This window comes from Myroides sp. LJL116 (genome assembly GCF_054871685.1).
Genome location: NZ_JBTXLR010000001.1, coordinates 407543 through 433587, shown reverse-complemented (window position 1 = coordinate 433587; position 26045 = coordinate 407543). Strand labels below are relative to the sequence as shown.

Annotated in this window: 26 protein-coding genes; 2 read left to right on the top strand and 24 right to left on the bottom strand. The window is 33.6% G+C overall.

Annotated features, from left to right (window positions below):
- Positions 1 to 17: 17 nt before the first annotated feature.
- The 9 genes from ACYSNM_RS02010 to kynU form a co-directional block, all read right to left on the bottom strand.
- A complete protein-coding gene (locus ACYSNM_RS02010; RefSeq protein ID WP_461755413.1) occupies positions 18 to 1004 on the bottom strand; it encodes a PstS family phosphate ABC transporter substrate-binding protein in 987 nt (328 codons plus the stop codon).
- 179 nt (positions 1005 to 1183) lie between these two features.
- Positions 1184 to 1396: a hypothetical protein gene (locus ACYSNM_RS02005; protein ID WP_461755412.1), complete on the bottom strand. Its 213-nt coding sequence runs from the start codon at positions 1394 to 1396 to the stop codon at positions 1184 to 1186.
- A 9-nt stretch (positions 1397 to 1405) separates the two neighbouring features.
- A complete protein-coding gene (locus tag ACYSNM_RS02000; protein WP_461755411.1) occupies positions 1406 to 2248 on the bottom strand; it encodes an energy transducer TonB in 843 nt (280 codons plus the stop codon).
- Between the two features lie 29 nt (positions 2249 to 2277).
- Complete coding sequence (locus ACYSNM_RS01995) at positions 2278 to 2823, bottom strand: ExbD/TolR family protein (protein ID WP_461755410.1); 546 nt, start codon at positions 2821 to 2823, stop codon at positions 2278 to 2280.
- Between the two features lie 18 nt (positions 2824 to 2841).
- Positions 2842 to 3459 carry an ExbD/TolR family protein gene (locus ACYSNM_RS01990; protein WP_461754343.1) on the bottom strand — a complete coding sequence of 206 codons (618 nt, stop codon included), beginning with the start codon at positions 3457 to 3459 and terminating at the stop codon, positions 2842 to 2844.
- A gap of 78 nt (positions 3460 to 3537) precedes the next feature.
- Positions 3538 to 4374 carry a MotA/TolQ/ExbB proton channel family protein gene (locus ACYSNM_RS01985; RefSeq protein WP_461754344.1) on the bottom strand — a complete coding sequence of 279 codons (837 nt, stop codon included), beginning with the start codon at positions 4372 to 4374 and terminating at the stop codon, positions 3538 to 3540.
- Between the two features lie 1134 nt (positions 4375 to 5508).
- On the bottom strand, positions 5509 to 6843 hold the full coding sequence (locus tag ACYSNM_RS01980) for an FAD-dependent oxidoreductase (RefSeq protein WP_461755409.1): 1335 nt from the start codon (positions 6841 to 6843) through the stop codon (positions 5509 to 5511).
- Between the two features lie 133 nt (positions 6844 to 6976).
- On the bottom strand, positions 6977 to 8071 hold the full coding sequence (locus ACYSNM_RS01975; RefSeq protein ID WP_461755408.1) for an agmatinase family protein: 1095 nt from the start codon (positions 8069 to 8071) through the stop codon (positions 6977 to 6979).
- 74 nt (positions 8072 to 8145) lie between these two features.
- Positions 8146 to 9417, bottom strand: a complete 1272-nt coding sequence (gene kynU, locus ACYSNM_RS01970; protein WP_461755407.1) for a kynureninase — start codon at positions 9415 to 9417, stop codon at positions 8146 to 8148.
- A 134-nt stretch (positions 9418 to 9551) separates the two neighbouring features.
- Here kynU and ACYSNM_RS01965 point away from each other — a divergent pair, with 134 nt between their 5' ends.
- Positions 9552 to 10382, top strand: coding sequence for an aminoglycoside phosphotransferase family protein (locus ACYSNM_RS01965; protein WP_461755406.1), 831 nt, complete (start codon positions 9552 to 9554; stop codon positions 10380 to 10382).
- 38 nt (positions 10383 to 10420) lie between these two features.
- Here ACYSNM_RS01965 and queA read toward each other — a convergent pair whose 3' ends face one another.
- The 7 genes from queA to ACYSNM_RS01930 all read right to left on the bottom strand — a co-directional run bounded on the left by queA (position 10421) and on the right by ACYSNM_RS01930 (position 18181).
- Entirely contained in the window at positions 10421 to 11470 is a 1050-nt protein-coding gene (queA, locus tag ACYSNM_RS01960) for a tRNA preQ1(34) S-adenosylmethionine ribosyltransferase-isomerase QueA (protein WP_461754349.1), read from the bottom strand.
- 108 nt (positions 11471 to 11578) lie between these two features.
- A complete protein-coding gene (locus tag ACYSNM_RS01955; RefSeq protein WP_461755405.1) occupies positions 11579 to 12814 on the bottom strand; it encodes a 3-phosphoshikimate 1-carboxyvinyltransferase in 1236 nt (411 codons plus the stop codon).
- Positions 12815 to 12847: 33 nt separating this feature from the next.
- Positions 12848 to 13174 (bottom strand): nucleotide pyrophosphohydrolase, encoded by a 327-nt coding sequence (locus ACYSNM_RS01950; protein WP_461754351.1) that lies wholly within the window; start codon positions 13172 to 13174, stop codon positions 12848 to 12850.
- 211 nt (positions 13175 to 13385) lie between these two features.
- The gene (gene dtd / locus ACYSNM_RS01945; protein ID WP_461755404.1) at positions 13386 to 13838 is read right to left on the bottom strand and encodes a D-aminoacyl-tRNA deacylase; all 453 of its coding nucleotides are present in this window, start codon (positions 13836 to 13838) and stop codon (positions 13386 to 13388) included.
- A 192-nt stretch (positions 13839 to 14030) separates the two neighbouring features.
- The gene (locus ACYSNM_RS01940) at positions 14031 to 16007 is read right to left on the bottom strand and encodes a hypothetical protein (RefSeq protein WP_461755403.1); all 1977 of its coding nucleotides are present in this window, start codon (positions 16005 to 16007) and stop codon (positions 14031 to 14033) included.
- A gap of 105 nt (positions 16008 to 16112) precedes the next feature.
- A complete protein-coding gene (gene rsgA / locus ACYSNM_RS01935; RefSeq protein ID WP_461754863.1) occupies positions 16113 to 17078 on the bottom strand; it encodes a ribosome small subunit-dependent GTPase A in 966 nt (321 codons plus the stop codon).
- A gap of 20 nt (positions 17079 to 17098) precedes the next feature.
- Positions 17099 to 18181 (bottom strand): chorismate mutase, encoded by a 1083-nt coding sequence (locus tag ACYSNM_RS01930; RefSeq protein WP_461755402.1) that lies wholly within the window; start codon positions 18179 to 18181, stop codon positions 17099 to 17101.
- Positions 18182 to 18517: 336 nt separating this feature from the next.
- Here ACYSNM_RS01930 and gldA point away from each other — a divergent pair, with 336 nt between their 5' ends.
- The gene (gldA, locus tag ACYSNM_RS01925) at positions 18518 to 19417 is read left to right on the top strand and encodes a gliding motility-associated ABC transporter ATP-binding subunit GldA (protein WP_461755401.1); all 900 of its coding nucleotides are present in this window, start codon (positions 18518 to 18520) and stop codon (positions 19415 to 19417) included.
- Between the two features lie 497 nt (positions 19418 to 19914).
- Here gldA and ACYSNM_RS01920 read toward each other — a convergent pair whose 3' ends face one another.
- The 8 genes from ACYSNM_RS01920 to ACYSNM_RS01885 form a co-directional block, all read right to left on the bottom strand.
- Positions 19915 to 20529 carry a deoxynucleoside kinase gene (locus ACYSNM_RS01920; protein ID WP_461755400.1) on the bottom strand — a complete coding sequence of 205 codons (615 nt, stop codon included), beginning with the start codon at positions 20527 to 20529 and terminating at the stop codon, positions 19915 to 19917.
- Positions 20529 to 21326 (bottom strand): hypothetical protein, encoded by a 798-nt coding sequence (locus tag ACYSNM_RS01915; RefSeq protein WP_461755399.1) that lies wholly within the window; start codon positions 21324 to 21326, stop codon positions 20529 to 20531. The genes ACYSNM_RS01920 and ACYSNM_RS01915 overlap by 1 nt, the downstream gene beginning before the upstream one ends.
- Positions 21327 to 21329: 3 nt before the next feature.
- Positions 21330 to 21815, bottom strand: coding sequence for a dihydrofolate reductase (locus ACYSNM_RS01910; RefSeq protein WP_461755398.1), 486 nt, complete (start codon positions 21813 to 21815; stop codon positions 21330 to 21332).
- Positions 21816 to 21828: 13 nt separating this feature from the next.
- A complete protein-coding gene (locus ACYSNM_RS01905; protein ID WP_461755397.1) occupies positions 21829 to 22263 on the bottom strand; it encodes a 2TM domain-containing protein in 435 nt (144 codons plus the stop codon).
- Between the two features lie 28 nt (positions 22264 to 22291).
- On the bottom strand, positions 22292 to 23116 hold the full coding sequence (locus ACYSNM_RS01900; RefSeq protein WP_461755396.1) for a thymidylate synthase: 825 nt from the start codon (positions 23114 to 23116) through the stop codon (positions 22292 to 22294).
- 18 nt (positions 23117 to 23134) lie between these two features.
- Positions 23135 to 23764, bottom strand: coding sequence for a bifunctional nuclease family protein (locus ACYSNM_RS01895; protein WP_461755395.1), 630 nt, complete (start codon positions 23762 to 23764; stop codon positions 23135 to 23137).
- A gap of 133 nt (positions 23765 to 23897) precedes the next feature.
- Positions 23898 to 24866, bottom strand: a complete 969-nt coding sequence (locus ACYSNM_RS01890; RefSeq protein ID WP_461755394.1) for an electron transfer flavoprotein subunit alpha/FixB family protein — start codon at positions 24864 to 24866, stop codon at positions 23898 to 23900.
- A gap of 28 nt (positions 24867 to 24894) precedes the next feature.
- Positions 24895 to 25641 carry an electron transfer flavoprotein subunit beta/FixA family protein gene (locus ACYSNM_RS01885; RefSeq protein WP_461755393.1) on the bottom strand — a complete coding sequence of 249 codons (747 nt, stop codon included), beginning with the start codon at positions 25639 to 25641 and terminating at the stop codon, positions 24895 to 24897.
- Between the last annotated feature and the right edge of the window lie 404 nt (positions 25642 to 26045).

Below are 26045 nucleotides of genomic sequence, written 5' to 3'. Positions count from 1 at the left end.
TGGTAGATATTTAATGGTTACAATGATTGTCTTACCACAAGTTCACGAGTTGGCGTTTTAAAGGGTACTAAACCGGATTTTAAAACAACTCTTTGACCTTTGTATCCTGCAACATAAGATGCAAAACCTAAGCCCAAACCATTCTTCCCTTGTAGGTCGATGATATATAAATCTCTAGTTAAAGGATAATCTTTGGTAGCAATATTATTCTGAGTAGCTTTATAGTACTTTCCATCGTTAGGATTCTTAACTCCTAAAACCTTTACATTTTTCAATTGTTTGTCGATATCTTCACTTGGTTGGGTTAACCAATTTAATCCAATAACTCCTATAGCGTTAGGCGTTTTATTAACATAGTCAATTACCTCCTGGGTATTGGCTAAAAAGTAGGCATAATCTTTAGGGAAATCTTCGCTATTGGTTTGTTGGCGGAAAAAACTCGATACAGCGGAATTATAGCTATCAAAAACCAATATTGGATCTTTGTCTATTTCTTGACTAAGTTGCACCCCTTGATCTAAAGAAGAACCCTTTCTTTGTAAATTTTTAATGATTTTCTGGTAATCCACAATAGAATCTTGGAAAGATTTATTAGCTACAAACACTATAGCGTCGCTTGCAAAATGAGTCTGCTTAGGAACTACACGTCCTTCTAAAAGCGCCATTTCCTGCTCATTCAAAGTTCTAGGCAAAACAGCAATACGAATGGAGTCATTCAATAATAAATGTAAAGCTTGCGCTTGAGAAGTTTGCACTAAATCAATCTTAGCTCTATTGTACTCATGTTCAAATAATATAGTGACATCTTCCACTATTGGGAAAATACTTTCTTCTACTAATATGCTAGTTTGTCCACTGACTGGAGTTTCTGCTATTTGACTAAAATCCAACTCTTCTGAAGGTACTACTACTTGTTGTTTATAGTCTTTACATTGGCTAAAAAAAAGCCCTATACATAGGCTTAGGCAAAGAACAAACGTCCTTCTTTGTATACTTTTATTCATTTCTAGTGTTTTTAAAACCAAAAATTGGTTTTTTCTTGCATTTAATAATCATAAAGATAAGCAATAAAATAAATCTTTTCTTAGTGTAAATATGTTTTTAACGCATTTACAAAGAAGACTAATCAAAAAAAGCTTCTCTTTTATTAAAGAGAAGCTTTTAAAAGTGCTTTATTGCTTTTTTACTTATTCCATAATCGATAGAATCTAAATACCCCATAGATGATTAATACTCCTCCAAAAAGAGCTCTAGAAGTATAATCAAGGGTTAAAGGCATATCCTTCCAAAGAATAAACATGCATCCTAAACCTAGATAAAGTACGAAAAAGAATAATCCGAAAACAAACAGAAATCGCTGTAAAGGCGATTTCTGTTTAAATTTATTGTTCAACATACTAATAAATTATTGTACGCGAATTGTAATTGGTAAGGTAAAACGAGAACGTACGTTTCTACCGTTTTGTTGAGCAGCAGACCACTTCGGCATTGCATTTAATACACGAATAGCCTCTTTACCAACTCCATATCCAGGGTCACGAAGAACCTTGATATCTGTTAATGAACCATCCACCTCAACAATAAACTGAACAATTACACGAATTTGTTTAGTTCCTGAATCGATATCTGGAGTTCTAAATCTACTAATGAAAAGCTTGTTAAACGCTCCCATCCCTCCTGGGTATTGAGCAGTTTGTTGTACAGCATCAAAAATTTGATTTACATCTACCTCTGGTACATCATCTTTGTTTGCATCTCCTGTTGCATCTCCAGTTTTAATTTCTCCTTGCTCTTTATCTCCTTCAGCATCTTTTGCTCCTGGATCTACGTCACCTTCGAATTCTTCCTGTTTTGCAATTTCTTCGACTACTTCTTCTTTCTTAGTAACCTCAGGTTCTGTAAACTTTTTCTGGTCGTTCACACTCTTTACCTCTGGTGGAGGTGGTGGAGGTAATTCTTCCTCTATTGGAGGAGGAGGTAATTCCTCTATTGGTGGTGGTAAGTTGATGTCTTTTATTTCTAAAACCTCATCATAAACCTTCACCTTTTTAACTCCAAAAGTACCTTTTGCAATATCAATTAACATTGGAGAAGCTAGCAATATACCAAATACTGCCATACCTGCCAATAACGATAAAGTAGTCACTTTTGGGTCTTTAGATCGCAATTCATAAGCTCCGTAAGATTTGTTACGACCTTCGAAGACAATATCAATCCAATCTTTTTTAAAGATATTTAATTTTGACATAATTTCTTGTTTTTCCGTTAGGACGTTAACTATTTCTGTTCACCTAAGAATTCTAAATCTGCATCGGTAATATCCACAATTGCGTAAGACTTAACTCCAGTAATTGCCATTTCATCTAAAATGTCAATTAAGTTACGGTAGTTAGCGTTTTCACTAGCGCGGATAATAACGATTAAACCTTTTTCAGGATCTTGTGAATAAGCAATTGCTTGCTTTTCTTTACCTAGTAATACTTGACGTATACCAGCTTTTCCATAAGATGTATCGTTTGGTCCTTCGATTGGTTCATGAGGCATACCCATGTACCATATAATTTTATTATCAGCCCCAAGTAGGATCGTTAATGTACGATTCTCATCTACTTTGGTTTTATCGTCTTCTTTAGTAGCATCCGCTTTATCTGGCATTGCTAAGTTCATAGACTGGGGCTTATTCATAGATGTGGTAAGCATAAAGAAGGTAATCAATAAGAATGCTAAGTCCACCATTGCTGTTAAGTCAACACCAGCGTTCTGCTTCTTACTTCTTACTTTTGTGTCTTTACCCTTAGACCCACCAGTATTTAATTCAGCCATTTACAGTTTTTTTAATGATTAAAAATCCTCATTTCTAAGTCCAGTAACTAAGAAGAATTTATTAACTCTTTGCTCTTGAAGAATGTCCATCACATTTTTAACATGTGGGAAAGATTCGTCAGCATCTCCTTTAATAGCGATGTTTAGAACAAGGTTGTTTTTATTCTTAGCAGCCACACGTGCACTTCTAACCCAATCCTTTAATTGATTATTTAAAGAATCAGTAGGAACACCTATTTGATCGGCAGACGTTTTATTTCTAACATCTGCTGGCAGGTTTAAGAAACTTTTTAGTTCGTTCATTGGTACTCCAAATCCCTCTAAATAAGAAAAAGCTTCTTTCTCTTTATCATTAAATTCTATACCGTAAATAGTACCCATTTCTTCCAGGGTTGCAATACGATCTTCTCTTCCTAAAACTCCAAAGAAAACCTTATCATCACCTAAAGTTATTGTTGCTAAATTACTCTCAGGTAATTTAGTTTGAACAGTTGAACTAGGTGTATCAACAGGTAATGGCTCCGGAAGTTTCGCTGTAGAAGTTAATACGAAGAAGGTAAGTAGTAAGAATGACACGTCACACATCGCGGTCATATCCACTCCCATACTCTTCTTTTTCATTTTACCTTTTGCCATTGATAGTTTAAATTAATCCAATATTTATCTTAAAGCAGATAAATAATTGGATATTAATATATTATTCTTTGTTCGAAATTATTTTACTAAACCTTTGAATCTTCTGTAAGATTGAGTAATAGCAAAACCAGCCTCGTCAATAGAATAAGTTAATCTATCAATTTTAGTAGTGAATGAGTTATACATAACAATAGCTAATGTAGAAGTACCAATACCTGTAGCAGTACAAATTAACGCCTCAGAAATACCAGTTGCTAATGCAGCTGAATCTGGAGTACCTGATGTAGCTAAAGCCGAGAACGCTTTAATCATCCCTGTTACTGTTCCTAATAACCCCACTAATGTACCAATTGATACTAATGTTGCTAAAACGATCATATTTCTTTCTAACATTGGCATCTCTAATGTAGTTGCCTCTTCGATTTCTTTTTGAATTGCTTCAGTAGCTTCCTCACTTGAGAAACCTTCTTTCTTCATTTCTTCGTACTTGATTAAACCAGCTTTAATCACGTTTGCTACTGAACCTTGTTGTGCATCACAAGCTTCCATTGCTTCTTTAATTCTTCCTTGGTTGATATCTTGTTGAACACTTGCAACAAATTTTCCAATGTTTCCTTTTCCTGCAGCTTTAGAGATTACGAAAAATCTTTCGATAGAGAAAACCACTGTCATTGTCATTAATCCAATTAATAAAGCAACAACTGGACCTCCTTTATAAAATAAACCTAAGATATTTCCTGGAAGTGGGTGTCCTTCTGGGTCACCATTTTCGAAGTTAGATGGACTACCCATTACATAGTTCCAAATAAGTGCTCCAAAAACCACACAAAAAACTACTGCTAATGATGCAATTACTCTACTTGCTCCTGAGCCAGAACTTTTTTTCTCAACTAATTCGTTTGATACGTTTGTCATCTTTTTAAAATTTAATTCTTTTTTTCAATTATTACTTATTTTTCTTTTTTTCTCACTTACAACTGATGAGAGTCGCAAATTTATGTTTTTACACGAAATAAAAAAATTAAAAACAATATTTTTAATTTTTATCACCCTCATGTAGTTTTATTCTTTTTGCCTTGCTTAAGATTCTAAATAAAATGTTAAGCATGGGTAAAGATAACAAGTCTATTTCAAATATACCACTATCTTTTTTACACTACTTTCAATTTTAACATTTACAGCCTATACAAAAAACAATATTTCAGCAATGATACCCATTTTTTATCAAAAATGAACTTTAATAGTATTTTATGTTTTTTATATCAACTATTGTATTCACTGCTTTTGCAAGCTGTAGGCTAAATGGCCTTATTGTTGAAAAATGATTCCGCAAATTGAGGTTTATTTTTAAGATAAAAAAATATTTTTTCATCCCTTTTTACTATATTTTAAAATCCTTTGAAACCCCATTAAGGCTTTTAACTCAATCCTTTGGAAATTCCTTACTTATGCTATTTACTTGAAAATTCGAAATTTTTCCGATGCAAAAACATTTTTACCAAAATATATTAATAGTATTTCAAAGTAAACCTTAAAAAATAATAAAATACTCAGTAAGTAAAATTTCAATTTTCAAGAAATATCTTGCCATTTATAGGCAAAAAATAGAGCGTATATTTTTTTAAAAAAATATTTTTTTCACCAACAGTCTCTACTTTTGAGGATATTTTACTTGTTCTAAAGGTCCTTTTGAAGTAGTGAAAACGCTAAAGCATTGCTTTTTACATCCCTACCTAAGACCACACCGCATTACTAAAACAAGTAAGGTCTTTATAAAAACTAACCTTTTGCTTACTTAAAAACCTCTCTTATCACAAGAGTTTACTCTTAGGCTATCCTTCTACTTTTTGGCGTGACAAATGTATATAGATATGCTTAATAACCTTTATCTGATTCCTATTATTGACCATTCCTTAATAATGTAGATACACTTTAGAAACATTGTGCTTGTTGTTATAACAAACACCTTAGATATCCCAGGTTATAATACATAAAAAAAAGAGTTGTCTTATTTTGAACTCAATCAAAAAAAAACAACTCCTTCTTTTTTTATACTAAATCTTTGATTTTATCTAATAAGGTACCTTGCTTATATTGCTTTTCAACATCTGCAAGATTCATAATTTTATCCATGATAATTCTTTGCTTATTTCCAAGTTCTAAAGCACTTTTATAACTGTGATCACTAAAAGTAACCATATCGTATAAAGGCAACCAAAGATCTGGATAAGCTTTAGCAAAATCCGTTTCTATTCTCTTGCGAAGTAAAAAGCTATCATCGGCAGTATGCTCGCTCATCTCTTGAAAGTTTCGATCGGATAGTTCACAAATAGCATCAGCGTTTGGTTTCCTTTGTTGTTGATACTCTATAAAAACCTTACTCCAGTCTTCAGGGGCATTTTCATCCATAATTTTATTTAGAATAAAAACATCCTCTAAGCCTGCGTTTAAACCTTGTCCATAAAAAGGTACCATAGCATGAGCAGCATCTCCAATTAACGCAACTTTATCTTTGTGAATCCATGGAAAACACTTGGTTGTTACTAGAGAGTTTACAGGATTATTTTTATACATCTTATCATAAGAAGGAATCAATCTAACAATATCAGGAAAATGGGTAGTGAAAAATTCCTCTACTTGACCTGGGCTTTGAATGCTCTCAAAGGAAACATCTCCTTTATAAGCCATAAACAAAGTACATGTAAAAGAGTTATCCGTATTTGCTAGAGCAATTAACATAAAGTCTTTGCGAGGCCAAATATGAAACGAATTAGGATCTAGTAGCGCTTTACCCTCTTTAGAAGGACTAATAACTAACTCTTTATATCCTAGAGACAAATAGGATTGTTGGTATTCGAATCTACTTTGACGTTGTAAACGGGCCCTTACCTTAGAATAGGCTCCATCAGCACCGAAAATTACCTGGTGAGCAATAGACTCCCATTTGTCTTGCTCCAAAGTAGCCGTATAAAGTAACCCCTTGTCCAAGTCTATATCCCAGATGGGAGTTTCCCATTGAAAAACAACACCTCTTTGAATGGCAATATCAATAAGTTTCTTATTAAACTCCGACCTAGACAAAGCCCATATACTTTCCTTATTCATTCCATAGGGTTGGTATTTTACCTGTTCATCAGCCATATGTATAGCTCGCTGCGACATGGGAATACCTATTTCTCGGATCTCTTGGTCTATACCTAGGTGTTCCAATAACTTCCACCCCCTATGAGAAAGAGCCAAATTAATAGAACGTCCCTTAAAATCTATCTGGCGTATATCTTTGCTTTTATCATAGACCACTACATCCAACCCTCTTTGTTTTAAAGTAATTGCTAGGGCTACCCCTACTAAACCACTTCCAACAATTGCAATACTTGAATTCATACTTACTTTAAGTTTATAAGCAAAACATGTGTCTTACTTATCTTTCTTAAAAGGTTAAAAACCTATTATTAAAAAAAACAGAGCTCTGGGTTATCCCCCAAAGAGCTCTGTATATTATATCGTTAGAAATAGATTATTTTGGAAATACTATTTCATTACCAACTTGCATTTTTTGAGAACTTGCCATAGCTCCACACATATGGAACAATAAACGTGCACCAACATTACCATCCCAATCATCTCCTTGTTCACCAGGAGCAACCTCCACTAAGTCCATTCCTATAATCTGTTTACCAGATTTAGCTAACTGACTTAACATATAAGTAGATTGTTCAAAGGTCAATCCTCCAGGAACTGGTGTCCCTGTATTTGGACAATACCATGGTAGTAACCCATCAATATCAAAACTAACCACTACTTTATTTGGTAGGCTTTGAATAATCTGATCACATTTTTGATGCCAAGATACTCCTGTGAATTCTTGTTGCTTTAAGTCCATATCTGTATGCACTAACACTCTATTGTCTGAAGATAAAACCACTTCTGCTTCTTGTTGACAAAAATCGCGAATACCAATTTGTACAATTTTGCTCACTTGTGGAATTTGCTTTAATGTATTAAACATAATAGAAGCATGGGAATAAGTAAATCCTTCATAAGCATCTCTTAAATCCATATGGGCATCAAAATGCAAAATACCAAACTCCTGGTGGTGTTTAGCCATAGCTTTATAGTACCCTAAAGGCGTACTGTGGTCTCCACCTAATAAAACTACTTGTTTACCCTGAGAAAGCCAATGAGAAGTTCTGTCCTCTACCTCTTGATTCATCTTAGCACAAGCCTGGTTAATGGCATCTAAATCTTTTTGTAATGCCGGATGATCAGCAATATCCTCTCCATTTTCCAATAGCTCGATAATCGGTTGAGCTAACTCTTTGTACTTTTGGCTTTGCTCTGCAAGCTCAGACTCCTTATCATCCATATATATACCTAATTTCCATAAATCAGGATATTGTTGATGTAAAAGGTCTACTTGATAAGAAGCCTCTAAAATAGCCTCAGGCCCTTGTGAAGTACCATTACCATAACTTACTGTAACCTCCCAAGGCACAGGTAAAATTATAATATCACTTTCTTGTTGGGTAAATGGTAAACCATATATAGTAGCATCTGCTAATCCAGGTTGAGATGGATCAAAGCTGTTTATTTTTTCTTGTTTTGTTGACATCTTACTAGGTCTTAAATTTTTTTGCAAATTTATAATTATAATCCATTGTTTTTACAAACCAATGAAATTTGATTTTACAAACTAGCTTCCTTTAATATTTGTCCAAAATCATATATATCTTGATAGCTGGTATATAAAGGAACTGGAGCTAGACGTACTACATTAGGCTCTCTCCAGTCTACAATAACACCTTGCTTCATCAAATAATTAAATAAGCCTTTACCTTGTCCATGTAATAGCACAGACAATTGGCAAGCACGCTCTTTAGGATCCTCTGGGGTAATTATTTGATAATTAACTTGTTTTTGCTTGGCAATATCTTGAATAACAAATTCCAAATAAGCCGTTATTTTATCTCTTTTCTCACAAAGAGCTTTCATCCCTACCTCATCAAACATTTCTACAGAAGCTAAATAAGGAGCCAAGCTTAATATAGGCGGATTACTTACTTGCCAACCATGAGCAGTAGCAATTGGATCAAACTCCTTCTCCATCAAAAAGCGTCTTTCCTTATTGTGTCCCCACCAACCGGCTAAACGAACAAGTTCTTGGTTATGGTGATGCTTTTCATGTATGAAACATCCTGAGGCATTTCCCGGTCCTGCATTCATGTACTTATAACTACACCAAGCTGCAAAGTCAACTTGCCAATGGTGTAATTCCAACATAATATTTCCTGCAGCATGGGCTAAATCCCATCCGACATAACTTCCTACACTTTTTGCTTTTTCACTAATGGCTTGCATATCTAAAACTTGCCCAGTGTAATAATTTATTCCTCCCATTAAAACTAGGGCTACCTCGTCTTTGTGCTGCTCAATAACATCTAAAATATCTTGGGTTCTGAAATTGTGCTCTCCTTTTCTTCTCTTAACCTCTATGATACATTCTTTAGGATCAAGACCATGCCATCTAACTTGAGATTGAAGCAAATATTGGTCACTAGGAAAGGCCTTTTCTTCGCAAATAATCTTAATTCTCTTACCACTTGGCTTATAAAAAGTAGCCATTAATAAATGTAGATTTACCGTCAAAGTGTTCATTACAGTTACCTCACTTGCAAGTGCACCTACAACTTTGCTTAAAGGTTCTGAGAATCTTTCATGAAAATCCCACCAAGGCTTATCGGCATAGAAGTGTCCTTCTACGGCTAGTTCTGCCCAGTCTTTCATCACTTGATTTACATACTCTACCGCTTTTTTGGGTTGTAAACCAAGAGAATTACCTGTAAAATAAATTACTTTCTTATTGTTTATTTTTGGGAAATTAAATTGTTGTTGATAACTAGCTAATGGATCAACAGCGTCTAGCTTTTTAGCAAATTCTAAAGTGTTTTCGAATATCATCTTTTACTAGGGTTATGTTTTTGGTTATAGTAAAAGTAAAGGTTTTTGTTTACATTTGAAAAGCTGCTCAAAACAAAACAAACAAATGCCTTAAAAGCAATCCATAGCCCATTGGAAAAATCACCACTTACTACATGCATCTATTAGAGGAAAAATTACAAAAATGGCAACTACAGCCCATTGGAAAACCTATAGTAACCCCAACTAGTATTCTTCAATACTGCCAAGATGCAAACCAAAAAAAAGTACTTAAAATCCCCACCAACAAACAAGAAAAAATTGGCTGCGGATTAATGGCTTATTATAATGGTAATGGAAGCGCTATGGTTTACCATTACGACCAAGCAGCCATTTTAATGGAGTACATACCTAGTTTCCCGCTGCTACATTATTGTAGCTTAAGCAAGAAAAAAGACTTAAATGCCACGGAGATAATTGCCAAAGTTATCCAAGAGCTACACCAAAATAAAATAGATTATAACCATTTGAATCCGCCTTTGTTAAGACAGTGGTTTACCCCTATTATGGAAGGGGACTTCCCAGAAGATTCTCTTTATTACAAAGTAAAAGATATTACTCTTAACCTTTTTAACAAACCAAGTAAAGATCTTATCTTACATGGAGATATACATCATTTAAATATAGGAGTAACTAAAAAAAACAAATGGGTAGCTATTGACCCTAAAGCAGTCATTGGACCAAGAGAATTTGATTACGCCAATATATTATGCAACCCCAATAGCGCCATTGCACTCAAACCTGGTAGATTAAAAAAACATATATTACTTATTTGTCAAATTGCTCACATCAAATACCAAACAATGGTAGAGTGGGTAGTTGTCTGGTCTGCTTTAAGTGCTTTATGGAAAACACAAGATAACTTAGATGCCTCTTTAGCTTTGGGTATTACTGAAAAAGCCATGGCTTTACACAGTAAAATAAAAAGCAATAAAAAACGCCTATAGGTAACCTATAGGCGTTTTTTATTTTATATCGGATGAAATTAGATAATTAACATAGCATCTCCGTAAGAGTAGAAATTATAATTTTCTTTTACAGCCTCATCATATGCTTTCATCATTAAATCATGTCCACAAAAAGCAGAAATCATCATCATTAATGTGCTCTTAGGCATATGGAAGTTAGTTACCATACAGTTAGCAATACTAAATTCATAAGGAGGGAAGATAAATTTATTTGTCCATCCTTCAAATGGATTTAATGTTTGACTAGAAGAAACAGAGCTTTCTAAAGCGCGCATAGAAGTTGTACCAATTGCACAGATTCTTTGCTTATTCTCCTTAGCTGTATTCACAATATCACAAGCTTCTTGATCCACAAACATTTCCTCTGAATCCATCTTATGTTTAGATAAATCCTCTACCTCAACTGGGTTAAAAGTACCTAAACCAATATGAAGTGTTACTTCAGCAAACTGCACCCCTTTAATTTCTAAACGCTTCATTAAGTGTTTAGAGAAGTGTAATCCTGCTGTAGGAGCTGCAACTGCACCTTCTTTACTCGCGTAAATAGTTTGGTAGCGTTCTGCATCCTCTGGAACAACCTCACGATTGATATACTTTGGAATTGGAGTTTCTCCTAATTCTTGTAATTTCTCTCTAAATTCTTCATAAGAACCATCGTATAAAAAGCGAAGTGTTCTTCCTCTTGAAGTTGTATTGTCTATTACCTCAGCAACTAATGAGTCATCTTCTCCGAAGTATAATTTATTTCCAATTCGAATTTTACGTGCTGGATCCACCAATACATCCCATAAACGTTGCTCTGCATTAAGCTCTCTTAATAAGAAAACTTCAATTCTAGCACCCGTTTTTTCCTTATTACCATACAATCTAGCAGGAAATACTTTAGTATTGTTTAATACCATAACATCTCCTTCATCGAAATAATCGATTAAGTCTTTAAATAATTTGTGTTCGATACTGCCACTGGCGCGATCCACTACCATTAAACGAGACTCATCTCTAGATTCGGCAGGAAACTCAGCCAACAATTCTTCTGGTAAATCAAAATTAAAGTTTGATAACTTCATTGAATACAATTTTTTAAAAATTAAACAAAGACTTGTTTTATTTAAAACAATTTACAAATATACAACCTTCTAGTAGGCCTTGTCAAGTATTTAACCAATTATTTATCTTTATAATGCATCTTGCTTATCCATTTGAAAGCCAAGAGTTAATAAAATTTCCCAAAAATTAATAAAAGACTTACTTACTACCTCACTTTCATTAATCTGTATAGGGCATTTTAATGCAAGTGGAGCAAAAGCCATTGCCATTCTATGGTCTTGGTAAGTATCAATAGCTACATTTGCTATAATTGTAGAGCTCGGAGCAATACAAAGACTATCGGAGGTAATTTGAATATCTGCCCCTAACTTACTTAACTCATTTTGTAAAGCAACAAGGCGATCTGTTTCTTTGATTTTTAAAGTATGTAAACCATTTAACTTACAACCTATACCCATTGCAAAACAGCTAACTGCAATAGTTTGAGCTAAATCTGGGGTTTGTATAAGATCGGCTTTAAAATAATCTGTGCCCTTGTTTATTTTAGTCAAAACAATACCTTTATCTTGGATAAATACCGTTTCTACTCCTAACTCTTGGTAGAGAGAAACAATCTCACTATCTCCCTGCAGGCTTTGTTTTTTATAATTGTTTAAAGTAATACTTGTACCTATTTCTGATAAAGCTATAATGGAATAGAAATACGAAGCTGAAGACCAGTCTGGTTCTACAGTAAAATCTAACACAGGGTTATCCAAAAGAGGACTAACCTTAATGGTATTACCTTCAAAACTTGTCTGTACCCCAAGACTTTCTAATAAACTTAAGGTCATTTGAATATAAGGTAAAGAAGTAATTTGTCCAATTAACTCTAATTGTATACCGTTTTTCAATTTGGTTCCAATTAATAACAAAGCCGAAATATATTGACTACTTATATCAGCAGGCAAACTAATTTTACCTCCTTGGCTTAAAATCCCTTGAATTTCTAAAGGAGGATATCCTTGATTCTTAGTATAAGTGATATTTGCATCAAGTTGTCTTAAAGCATCTACCAAAATACCTATTGGCCTTTGTTGCATTCTCTCACTTCCAGTTAGAACAAGTCTTTTAGTAGTACATAAAGAATAATATGCGGTTAAAAAACGCATGGTAGTACCCGCATGATGTATATCAATTGTAGATGCATTACTACTTAAAGCACTCTGCATGGCTTTTACATCATCAGAATCCGATAAATTATGTAGTACTAAATTTGGAAATAACTCTTGTAAGATTAAAAGGCGATTGCTCTCTGATTTACTACCAGAGATAGTAATGGTTTGGTTGTTTTTTATTTTACTTTGATGTAATACTATATTCACTTTGGTTAATTATTAGTTGGTTGGTTAAAAGCTTTATTTTAATTTTTCATTTTGGTGGTGTCTATCGTGGTCTCTTTTGGTTTTGATATCTAGTTTCTTGTCAAAGGCCTTTTGTAAATCAATACCAGTTTGGTTAGCTAAACATAATACTACAAAAATAACATCTGCTAGCTCCTCCCCTAAATCTTTATCCTTATCACTTGGCTTTTCCGACTGTTCTCCATAACGGCGAGCAATAATACGGGCCACCTCTCCCACTTCTTCGGTTAATTGAGCCATATTAGTAAGCTCATTAAAGTAACGAACACCATGTTCTTTAATCCAATTATCTACCGCTTTTTGTGCATCTTGTATATTCATAATTCCTTGACTATTTAAGTTTTTGTATATTTTTTTTACTCTTGTATCTATCGTAAAGTACCATGGCAATCATAAAGACAATATATTTGCTAAAGAAACTAAACATACAAGATGGGTTTAGTTGTAAAGCGCAAAACATGTCTTGAGAGATAAACCAGTTTAGCACAATAAATAAAAGGGTGAATAACCCTAGTTTTGCTATGTAATTCATCTATTGTTTATCCTTTGTATCTATAAGAATGGTCACTGGTCCATCGTTATTTAAACTAACTTGCATATCGGCTCCAAAGATTCCTTTTTGTATTGGCTTATTAGTAATTTGCTGTAAAATACTACCAAACTGCTCATACATTTGATTGGCGAATTCTGGTCTTGCTGCCTTTATGTAAGAAGGTCTATTTCCTTTTTTAGTAGAGGCATGCAGGGTAAACTGACTAACTAGTAGAATTTGACCATCTATATCTAATAAAGATTTATTCATCACCTTATCTTGGTCGTCGAAAATGCGAAGATTTGCAATTTTATTAGCAAGCCAATCCATATCTTGTTCATTGTCTTCTTGCTCTATTCCAACTAATACTAATAATCCTTGATTAATTTGACCAACCACTTGATCACTTACTCTAACACTAGCTTGTGTTACTCGTTGTATAACTACTCTCACTGTTTTTATTTTTCTTACCTATTATACAAACTTAAAAAACTTTAGCTCTTAAGAAGAATTTTAGAGGGGATTTTAGTGCATATTTCTTACTAAAGCCGCATTTAAAGCCCCGTAAATACCCTAATTCCAAATCAAAGTGTTACCCATAGATAGATAAACAAAAAATCATCTCTTTTAGAGATGATTTTTATTTTATTGTACTGGAGTAAAAATAATGTAGTCCTGTAGTTTATTTTCTAACTCCTCAAAGAAAGCTTTTACTTTAGGGTAATGCTCTACACTAATATTGGCCTGAGCTCTTGTAAGGTTTAAGTGGGCCTCCACCTTATTGGCTTGGGCACTAAATTTTACTTGAACCCCTAATCCGATACTTACATCTTGTATAGTAAAATCTTTAGGTAGACTCTCTAATTTATAGCCCTGAGGAATACTTACTCCTACCATATAACTTTGTTTACTTGCAAAGCCAAAGTAGATATCCCCGAGTCTGGTATTTGCTGTAAATGGATTAACTCTAAACTCAAACCAATCAAAGACATTTACAAACCATTTGTTATTGAAGAAAACACTTGCATTCTCTTTATAAATATTTGCGGTTAAACGCAAAGTATTTTCTAAAGAATACATATTTGATGTGGTTAGATTACTCAAGCGAATACCTCCATTTTTGGCTTGAAACTCGCTAACAAAACCAAACTTACCACCATCTTGAAATATAGACCCTACCTTGATTTGATCATAGCCATTATAATTGGCTAGCATACTTCCTTTAATAGCGCCATTGTTTAATAACTCTATTTGGTAAGCCAAAGAGCTTGAAGATAGAAATCCAGGGGTTAAATTAAAATGTAAAGAAGATGCATTCTCTGCCACTGAAATGGCCTGTCCATTTAAATCCTCTAAAGGCAATATGCCTAAGGTGGACAAAGGACTACTAGCGTCTAAGAAGTAATAATCTTCGCCTATTTGTAAAGCAGCAATTACGTTATTATAATAATTGCTTTGCCAAGTAGTTTTTCGCCCATTTTGCACCGTACTTAAAAGTAAAGGAGTAACTTTTAAATCAACATACTCAAGCATACTAATAAGCATTAAATTAATATCAGCTGAATTACCAAGTGATTTATTAAAGGCTGTTTTCACTCCAAATTCTGGATAAATGGAATAATTTCTATTCCACTTTACTTTAGATTGAACAAACTCTAATATTTTTTGAGCCCTTGCCTTAGGTTCAAGCTCCATATACACAAGCTTATCTATACTCTTTTTATAATAGGATTGGTTTTTAATTTGTCCATAGAAAGATCTACTCTTATACAAAGACTCCAAAAACTCTTTCTTACTTGGCAGAACAACTTGCTTTGGGGATAAAGGATAAGCTACCCAAACCAAATCTTGCTTTACGTAGGCCAAATAATTCTGTAAGTTATCTACAAAAGGTTCATTTTGAATTTCTCCTATATTTTGGGCCATCATATTGGTTTGTAAAGAAGGCACTTTAGTTTGAGATAAAAACATTCTCGAACTAGAGAAATCACTCATTACTTGGGCTTGCTCTTTAAGGATTTTCACCGAACCTGATTCAATGATTTCGTAATTATAATAATTAGGCACCCTACTAGTGTAGGTACTTATAATTTTAGGTAAATTCCCTTGAATCTCCCAAACTGGCAGGTTATCTAAATAATTACTCATTTTTGCATAGGAGTATTCAATAATACTTCCCGATGGTACTTTAGAGAAATCAATTCCTGTATACTTAAAAGAAGATTTGCTCTCACTGCTTATCATCCAACTAGAAGGCACCTTTGTTTTAACTACTTTGGTCTTATCTAAAGTATAGATATAAGCAGAGAGTAGTTCCACTTGCTCTTGCACATAATTATTTTGAAAGTAATCCACTTTAAGGTTAGCTCTTGAAGCAGCTTTGGAATCGTACACTTTTATCTTTCTACTTATTTGCTCCACTACTTTAAACTCCGCATCCACATTGCTAAAAGCAAAATAGATTTCTTGATGCTCTTGTAGGATCTCTATTGGGGTTTGCAAAAAGACTTCACTTTGATTTTGACTTAACTCCAAGGGAGTAACTTTATCTAAAAAATCTTGTCCAAACACTACTGTGGTGAACAACAAAAAGGTAACATAAAAATACTTGCTATGTATCATGCTTATTTTATTTAATTTCAATTGGCCTATTACGACAAAGTTACATAATCAAAAGGTGTACCCCTTAGTATAAATAATATATTTTAATATAAAAAAAAACCAAGACTATTCGTCTTGGTTTTTTCCATCTTTATAAATATCGGTTCGATAATGTTCTTCTTCTCCATCTAGAATTTGAATATAACTTCTGTATCTAGACCAAGATAATTCATCTCTATCTAAGGCATCTTTCACAGCACAATAGGGCTCTTGTCGGTGTAAACAATTATTAAATTTACACTGGTCTTTTAAAGCAAAGAATTCAGGAAAGTAATCCCCTACTTCATTTGGCTCCATATCTACCACACCAAATCCTCTAATACCTGGGGTATCGATAATTTGGGCATCAAAACTCAAATCATACATTTCAGCGAATGTAGTGGTATGTTGTCCTTGTTGATGTTGTTCGGATATAGTAGAGGTCTTCAAGTTTAACCCTGGCTCAATGGCATTGATTAAAGTTGACTTACCTACTCCCGAATGCCCACTAAACATAGAAACCTTACCTAGCATGCGTTCTTTTATTTGATCAAGTCCTTTTCCTGTTGTGGCAGAAACCCGAATACAGTCATAACCTATAGAGGAATAAATATACTGTAAATACAATTGATCATTTAAAGCATCCTCATCAAAGGTATCAATCTTATTAAAAACCAATACCGTTTTAATACCATAGGCTTGAGAAGTTACCAAAAAACGATCGATAAAACTTGTTGTTGTAACAGGATTATTGATAGTAACTACTAAAAACACCGTATCAATATTAGAGGCAATAATATGCACTTGTTTGGATAAGTTTACACTTTTTCGAACAATGTAGTTCTTACGGTTTTCAATATGATTAATTACCCCAGTGGTAATATCATTATTTTGTTCAAGCTCAAATTCAACATGGTCACCTACGGCAATAGGATTGGTACTCTTAATACCTTTTAGGCGAAACTTCCCCTTAATCCTACAATCATAGAATACCCCGTCAGTTGCTTTAACAATATACCAACTACCTGTTGATTTGTAAACTACTCCTTTCATATAATGCCTTTATCTTTACTTTATTTCTTATTAATAATCTTATCCTGTCTATGGATACTTTCTTGGTGAATGGCAGTATAAATATCGGTAACAAACTCTTTAGTAAAACCAATATGTTGGCCTTCTTTTTGTAGTTTTTCTAACATTTCACTCCATCTACCTTGTTGGTAAACTGCAACGTTTTTATCTCTTTTTAGACTTCCAATTTCATCAGAAATAGCCATACGTTTTCTCAATAAATCTAACAACTTGCTATCCATGTCGTCGATTTGAATACGGTAGCTCTGAATCTTTTGTAAGAACTCCTCTGTAGAATCGGTAATATTTCTAACCGTTAAGCGATCAATGATCTCTTCTAGACTCTCTGGGGTTACTTGTTGGGCTGCATCACTCCAAGCATTATCTGGATCACAGTGCGTTTCAATCATTAAACCTTCAAAGTTTAAATCTAAAGCCTGTTGAGAAACTTGCAATATTCTTTCTCTATTTCCTGTAATATGTGATGGATCACAGAAAACTGGAATATTAGGCAAATGTAACTTTAAATCAATTGGTATTTGCCATTCTGGGTTATTTCTATACTTAGTCTTTTCATAAGTACTAAATCCTCTATGAATAACTCCTAATTTAGTAATACCAGCTTCATACAAACGCTCAATACCACCCATCCATAAAGCTAAGTCTGGATTTACAGGATTCTTTAAAAGTACGATTTTATCACTACCTTTTAAAGCATCTGCAATTTCCTGTACTGCAAATGGATTTACAGCTGTACGAGCTCCAATCCATAGAATATCGATATCATGCTCTAAACACAATTGTACGTGTTCAGCTGTAGCAACTTCTGTTGCTAAAAGCATACCTGTTTCTTTCTTTACTTGTTGTAACCATTTTAATCCAATAGCCCCAACTCCTTCAAATCCTCCTGGACGAGTTCTTGGCTTCCAAATCCCAGCGCGAAATACTTTCACTTGTTTAGGTAATGATCTAGCTATACTTAGCACTTGCTCAGGTGTCTCAGCACTACAAGGTCCAGCAATAATCGCAGGATTCTCCCCTGCAAAGATACTTAACCATTGTGTGTTAACATTCATTTTTTCCATTGTAATGTAATTAATTATTTTTATTTATATAGTTTGGCTATTATTTGACTTTGAAAAATACAATTTTCTATCAACATTTCGTGTTTATTTTTATTTATTTAAGGTGAAAAAGAGCTTTGACTACTATTTTTTTTACAAAACCTCTGAATTCCACCTAATTAATGTTTTATACTACTTTGCTTTTCTATAGTGCTTTTATTTATTTTAAAGAGCAAAAGCGTCCTGTAAGCAAATTCTTATTGCATACCGTATTTACTCTGTGGGTTAAAGGTGCTAAAAAAGAACACTTCTTTTATAAACTATAAAACCTTACTTTTGTTTTTAAATATACTTTTTATGTCAATATCGGTTCAAAACCTCAGCAAATCCTATGGAGCATTAAAAGCCTTAGATAAGGTCAGCTTCCATATTCCCTCTGGGCAAATCGTTGGCTTTTTAGGTCCAAATGGCGCGGGTAAATCAACGATGATGAAAATCCTTACTACTTTTAGTACCCTTGATCAAGGAGTGGCTTTAGTAAATGACTTTGATGTGGACAAACAAGCTAAACAAGTACAAAAATCCATTGGATACTTGCCAGAGCACAATCCTTTATATCTGGAGATGTATGTTTGGGAGTACTTAAAATTTAATGCGCAAATCTACAAAGTAGATCATAGCCGCATTACACAAGTAGTACAGCAAACTTCTTTAGAAGAGGTGTATGATAAAAAAATCAACCAACTCTCTAAAGGTTTTCGTCAACGTCTTGGTATAGCAACCGCATTATTACACGACCCACAAGTATTAATACTAGATGAACCTACCACTGGATTAGACCCTAATCAATTAATTGAAATAAGACAATTAATCAAAGACATTGGTAAGAATAAAACTGTATTACTCTCTACTCATATTATGCAAGAGGTAGAGGCCATGTGTGATAGAGTAATCATCATTAATAAAGGACAAATTAAAGCTGACCAAAGCCTAAAAGATATGCTTGGTCATAAGGACAAGCAGATAATTGCAGTGGAATTTGACTTTAAAATCGAGATCCAATTTATTGAACGTATTCCAAACCTGATCCAAGCAATCCATATTCATGACAATAAATGGGAATTACTTTTTCCTTTGGATCAAGATTATCGTACTGCAGTATATGATTTCGCACAAGAGCAAGGATTAAAAACCTTGTCTATGGGAATCAAAAATCAAAATCTAGAACACTTATTCCGCGAAATAACTTCTTCATAAAACATATATAAGGTCCTATAAGAAACCTTATTTTTTTCAAATAGCGCAATGTTGTAAAAAAGATAATAGCCAAAAAAGGTCGGAAATACTTTCCGACCATTTTTTTGACTAACAATCTTTTTCTCAATAGTAAATGTTTCTTTTCAAAATTAGGGGTGTTAATCCTCTAAAGACCTAGCTATCTTTAACTGACATATAGATAAGACCTTATTCTACAAGATCTTAGTTACCCTTTTTTTTAACACAAATCAAATATACAAATTACAAAACAATTCTACTACAAAGGTTTAATTACAGAATATTACACTTAAAGAATATATAGATAAAGAATATTTACCTATAAACACTTAAAAAACTCGACAAATAAGATTTTTTATCCAATGACCTTTACTCTTAGTCGTTTAAAACAAGTGAAAATCTTTAGTATTAAGCGAACTTTTGATAGGTATCCCAAATAAAAAAGCCTTTTAGCAACATGCTAAAAGGCTTTTCTATTTTTATTTTATATCCTCTAAAAGTAAATCTACTTTTTTAAGTACATCTTGAAGATCATCTGGTTTTCCAACAAAATCTAGATTATCTACATCTATAATAAGAAGTTTTCCTTTATTATACCCCTTAATCCATTGTTCATAGCGTTCGTTTAACTTAGATAAGTATTCCGCAGAGATAGAGTTCTCATAGTCTCTTCCTCTTTGACGGATTTGATCCACTAAATTAGGCACTGAACTTCTAAGGTAAATAAGTAAATCTGGTCCATTAACAAGACCTTGCATAAGCTCAAATAAAGAAGAGTAATTCTCATAGTCTCTTTGGCTCATCAATCCCATAGCATGCAAATTAGGTGCAAATATATGTGCATCTTCATAAATGGTACGGTCTTGAATAATATGCTTTCCACTTTCTCTAATTTGCAATACTTGACGAAAACGGCTATTTAAGAAATACACCTGCAGATTAAAAGACCAACGGTCCATATGATGGTAGAAATCATCTAAATAGGGATTATCTACTACATCTTCAAAATGAGGCTCCCACTGATAATGGTCAGCCAATATTTTAGTTAAAGTAGTTTTCCCTGCTCCAATATTTCCAGCTATAGCTATATGCATTATGGTAATTTTATTATGTAATTGTTTAATTTTTCGCCCACAAAAATACTCAATTTTTGGGTGTTATAAAAGAACCCTAAAATGCTTTTATCTGGTAATGCTATAGGATATACCTTATCTTTAACTATATCAACATAATAGAGATTATCTTGGTATAAATAAAATAGCTTTTTGGGATCCAAAACTTGCATTTTATCGTATAAAGAAGGTAAAGCATATTCTAAAACTACAGTTCCTTTGGTGTCAATACCATGAAGAACATTATTTTTATCTACCCAAAAAAGGTGGTTTAAGGTAGAATAATAATCTTTGTTTTCGGCTGATTCTAAAGTATATATCAAATGTCTCTCGTAGGAAGAAGTATTATACTGACGAATAGCCCCTGTGTGATTAGCATCTACAATCCAAAGCCTTCTTGCAGCACTATTGGCTACATAAACGGCTTGCATATTAGGGAATTTCTCTGAAAAATCAATGCGACTTACTTGAGCTAATTCTCTGCTTAAACTAAAAACCACTTGGTTTTCTTTATAAAATACCAAAGGAGACAAAGCTAGTGTAATGTCTACTTGGGTTAAAGAATCCATTTGGGAATTAGTATAATTAGATGAATTGTATTTACTAATTTTTAGTAATGTATTATCCTGCTGTAAAAAAGTATTATCATAAATATCTTTGGCTATAAATACTTGGTCCTTTCCGATATTCTCTGAATTCGAAAAACGAGTACTCAAAGTATCTTGTGCTAAACTATTCCAGCTACTCCACAGAAGTATAATACAAACTAAATAACGCATAACTTATTTTTTTTGGTAAGTTAAAAATGTAAAATCATAAAGGTGCTTATCGTCCTTTGGGTGAAATTCCTCTTTGGTTAATTCCCATTGTTCTAAAGAAAATTCTGGAAAAAAAGCGTCTGCTTCAAAGTCATTATCTACTTGAGTTAGCTCTAATACATCTGCATGTTCTAAAGCCAAAGTATAAATTTCACCACCTCCGATAACAAAAACTTTTTCTTGCATTTTACAAACCTCTAAGGCTTGCTCTAGGCTATGTACCACTATACATCCTTCAGGGGCTTTATAGTCCTTTTGTCTGGTAATAATCACATGGGTTCTATTGGGTAAAAGCCCTTTAAAAGATTCAAAGGTTTTTCTTCCCATTATAATGTGATGAGCCGTAGTTAGGTTTTTAAAATGCTTAAAATCGTCTGGTAAATGCCAAAGTAATTTATTGTCTTTACCTAAGGCTTTATTTTTGCCTATTGCTGCTATTAATATAATCATTTTTAAGCAATTTCTATAAAATAATATCGTCTTTTCCCTTCTCTTTAGAAACATCCTCTAGGGTATCTTGTTCTGTAGTTGGGGCTTGCGCTAAGTCTCTCTTTACATTTACTAAAGGAAAATCTTTTTCCACCGTTTTACGCAATTCTTCAATTTTCTTACGTTGTAAGGCAATTAATCGCTCCATCTCTCTATCCTGCCAAGCCTTACCCATAAAACGCTCTACAAAGACTACATTTACCACTTGAATTAACAGAACAACAGCCCATACACTTACTGCCCACATCCACCAATCTCCAACAAGTAAAGGGTCTTGTATAAAGTTGTTAATACAATACATTAAAATACTACCTAAGGCAAATAGTATAAAGTGAAATAACAATAATCTCTTTTGCTTTATTCTAGCCTTAGCATAATCATACATTTTGTACTCTTGATTGTCTTGCATATCTTATATTTTAATTCTATTAAACTATCTACACCGAAACCTTTGCTTTAATACCAGGATGGGGATCATACCCTTCAAGAGTAAAGTCTTCGTAAGTAAAATCAAAAATATCTTTCACCTTTGGATTTAAAACCATGGTAGGTAGAGCTTTTGGCTCTCTTTCTAACTGGGTTTTTACTTGCTCCATATGATTATTGTAGATATGCACATCACCAAAAGTATGTACAAAGTCTCCTAATTCTAAATCACATACCTGAGCAACCATCATGGTTAATAAAGCATAAGATGCTATATTGAAAGGAACACCTAAAAACACATCTGCGCTTCTTTGGTATAATTGACAAGATAATTTACCATCGTTTACATAAAACTGAAAAAAAGAGTGACATGGAGGTAAAGCAGCTTTACCATTGGCTACATTTTCACTAAAGGATAAAGTAGTATCAGGCATCACACTTGGATTCCATGCTGTAACCATAATTCTACGGCTAGTTGGATTGGTCTTTAAAGTATGAATAGCTTGTTTGATTTGGTCGATTCCCTCCCCGTTCCAATTTCTCCATTGGTAACCATACACAGGTCCTAAATCTCCATTCTCATCGGCCCATTCATCCCAAATCTTCACTCCATTTTGCTGTAAATAAGCAATGTTAGTATCTCCTTTTAAAAACCATAATAATTCATGAATAATAGACTTTAAGTGTACTTTTTTAGTAGTAACTAAAGGAAATCCTTGGCTTAAATCAAAACGCATTTGATGTCCAAACATACTAATAGTTCCAGTTCCAGTCCTATCTTCTTTCCCTGCACCTTGGTCTACTATTTGCTGTAATAAGTCTTTATATTGTTTCATTATATCTTTTGTAATTATCTATTTTCTCTTAGCTAACTCATCTCTAAGTAAAGCTGCTTTTTCATAGTCCTCGTTATTAATGGCTTGTTCTAATAAAGAATTTATTTGCTCCAAAGTAAAAGAACTATAGGCTTGATCAGAAGAAGGATTCTCTAATATTTGCTCTACTTGGGCTACAATATTGCCATCCTTAACTTCTTGGTCTTCCTCAAAGGAGTCTTCTTCAAACTCTCTAACTTCAAGTACAATACCTGCTTTATCCATAATGTCCTTATAGGTAAATATAGGGGCATAAAAGCGAATTGCCAAAGCAATTGCATCTGAAGTTCTAGCGTCAATAATTTGCTCTACTCCATCTCTTTCACAGATAAGACTAGAGAAAAACACTCCATCTACTAGTTTATGTATAATGACTTGTTTGATTACAATGTCAAAACAATCTGCAAAGGTTTTGAATAAATCATGAGTTAGAGGTCTTGGTGGTTTGATTTCCTGTTCTATTGCAATGGCAATACTTTGGGCCTCAAAAGCTCCAATAACAATGGGTAATTTTCTATTTCCCTTCTCCTCATCTAAAATAAGGGCATATGCTCCATTTTGGGTATGGCTATAGGAAATTCCTTTGACCATTAACTTTATTAAACTCATATCTTTAGTATTCTCAATATAAAAAAAGGCAAGTAAAACAAAGGTATAAAAAAAACTTCGTTTTACTTGCCCGTAACTTTATTTTCACTTTAGGCAGTATTTGCAACCTTTATAAGGCCAAATGAGTTGGTCTTTATTGATTGTTTGCCTTAAACTGTTTTAGTTTTTCCACAAGTTCTGGTACTACTTGGAAAGCATCTCCAACGATTCCGTAGTCAGCCACTTTAAAAAATGGTGCTTCTGGATCTGTGTTAATTGCAACTTTCACCTTAGAGGAGTTTACCCCTGCAATATGTTGAATAGCTCCAGAGATACCCACAGCGATATATAAGTTAGCAGAAACTGGTTTTCCAGTTTGTCCAACGTGCTCTTCGTGATCTCTCCATCCTAAGTCAGAAACTGGTTTTGAACAAGCTAAAGCTGCTCCTAACACATCTGCTAGATCTTCAATCATTTTCCAGTTCTCTGGTCCTTTTAATCCTCTTCCTCCTGATACAACTATATCAGCATCTGCAATAGTTACTACTCCAGAAACTTTTTCTGTTTTCTCTACCTTTAAACCAAAATTAGCTGCATCTACTGCTAGGTCTACTTGCTCTACTGTAGAATCTACAGGAGTCTCGATTAAACCAAAAGAGTTTTTAGCTAAACAAATAACTTTAACAGCTGTATTGATTTGTGTTTCGTTAAAAGCTTTATTAGAAAACGCATTTCTTTTTACTACAAAAGGAGAAGTGCTAATTGGTAAAGCAACTACATTGGTAGCTAAACCAGCTTTTAAATCCACAGCCAATAAAGGAGCTAAATATAAACTATCTGTACTACTTGAAAGTACTACTAATTGACTTGATTGCTCTTGTGCTACTGTTTGAATTGCTTTAGCATAAGCCTTAGCATTAAAAGTAGATAATCCTTGTGCGTTGATATTAATCACTTTATCTACTCCATATTTACCCAATTCACTTACGTCCTCTTGGTTAATGGTAACTGCAACAACAGTTGTTGATAATGATTCTGCAACTTTTTTTGCATAAGAGGCTAACTCTAATGCAACTTTCTTAAATTTTCCTTCTGCTGACTCAGCATATATTAAAATAGACATAATTGTAGTTTTAAAATTAAAATTGGCACTAGATTACTTTAGCTTCATTGTGAAGTAAATCGATTAATTCCTGAACATTATCTGGAGAAATCATTTTACAAGCACCTTTAGGAGCTGGTTTGTCAAACTTCACTGTTTGAGTTGCTAATTCATCCGCAGTAGCTTCAACAACGTTTAAAGCTTTAGAGCGTGCAGTCATAATTCCACGCATATTAGGGATGATTAAATCCTTCTCTTCTACTAATCCTTTTTGTCCACCAATTACTAAAGGTAGTTTTGCAGAAATAGTTTCTGTTCCTCCATCAATTTGTCTAATAGCAGTTACACTTTGATCTTGGATTTGTAAACCTTCACAAGAGTTGATAAACTCATAACCTAGTAAAGCTGCTACCATTCCTGGTACCATTCCACCATTATAATCTAAAGACTCTTTTCCACAAAGAATTAAGTCGTACTCTCCTTCTTTAGCTACTTTTGCAATAGCGTTAGCAACAGAAAAACTATCGATAGGTTTTTCGTTAATACGAATACCTTGATCTGCTCCGATAGCTAGTGCTTTACGAATAGTTGGTTCGGTAGAAGCATCTCCTACGTTTACTACAGTAACACTGGCTCCATGAGCTTCTTTTAATTTAATTGCTTTGGTTAAAGCATATTCATCGTTTGGGTTAATTACAAACTGAACTCCAGTTGTATCAAATTCAGTATCGCCATTAACAAAGTTAATTTTCGATGTAGTATCAGGCACATGGCTGATGCAAACTAGTATTTTCATTATTTATAGTTTTTTGATTTTTGTTATTCTCAGAGTGACGAAAATAAGAATATTTTCCGATATTTTACTATGCATGCATACAAAAATCAAACTACTTCTAAAAATATAAGCCTTGTTTTATAAGTGCATTTCATTTACCTCTGCTAAAGCACAGGGATTTAATCGGTAAAAAAACAGTTGCAAACTCTCTACTTTACACAAATAAAAAAAACAAAAAACACCCCATTTCCATAGATTTACCCCAAATCTCTCTTGTATTATACATGTAAAATCACCAAATATATTTACTGGTCAGCCTTGGTGTATTTCCTACAAACCCATCTGATTTGTTAAAAAAAAGGTCTAATACCATTTGTATAGCAAATATCACCTTGGTTAATCTCACCCTTAGGCAATAGTTTTGC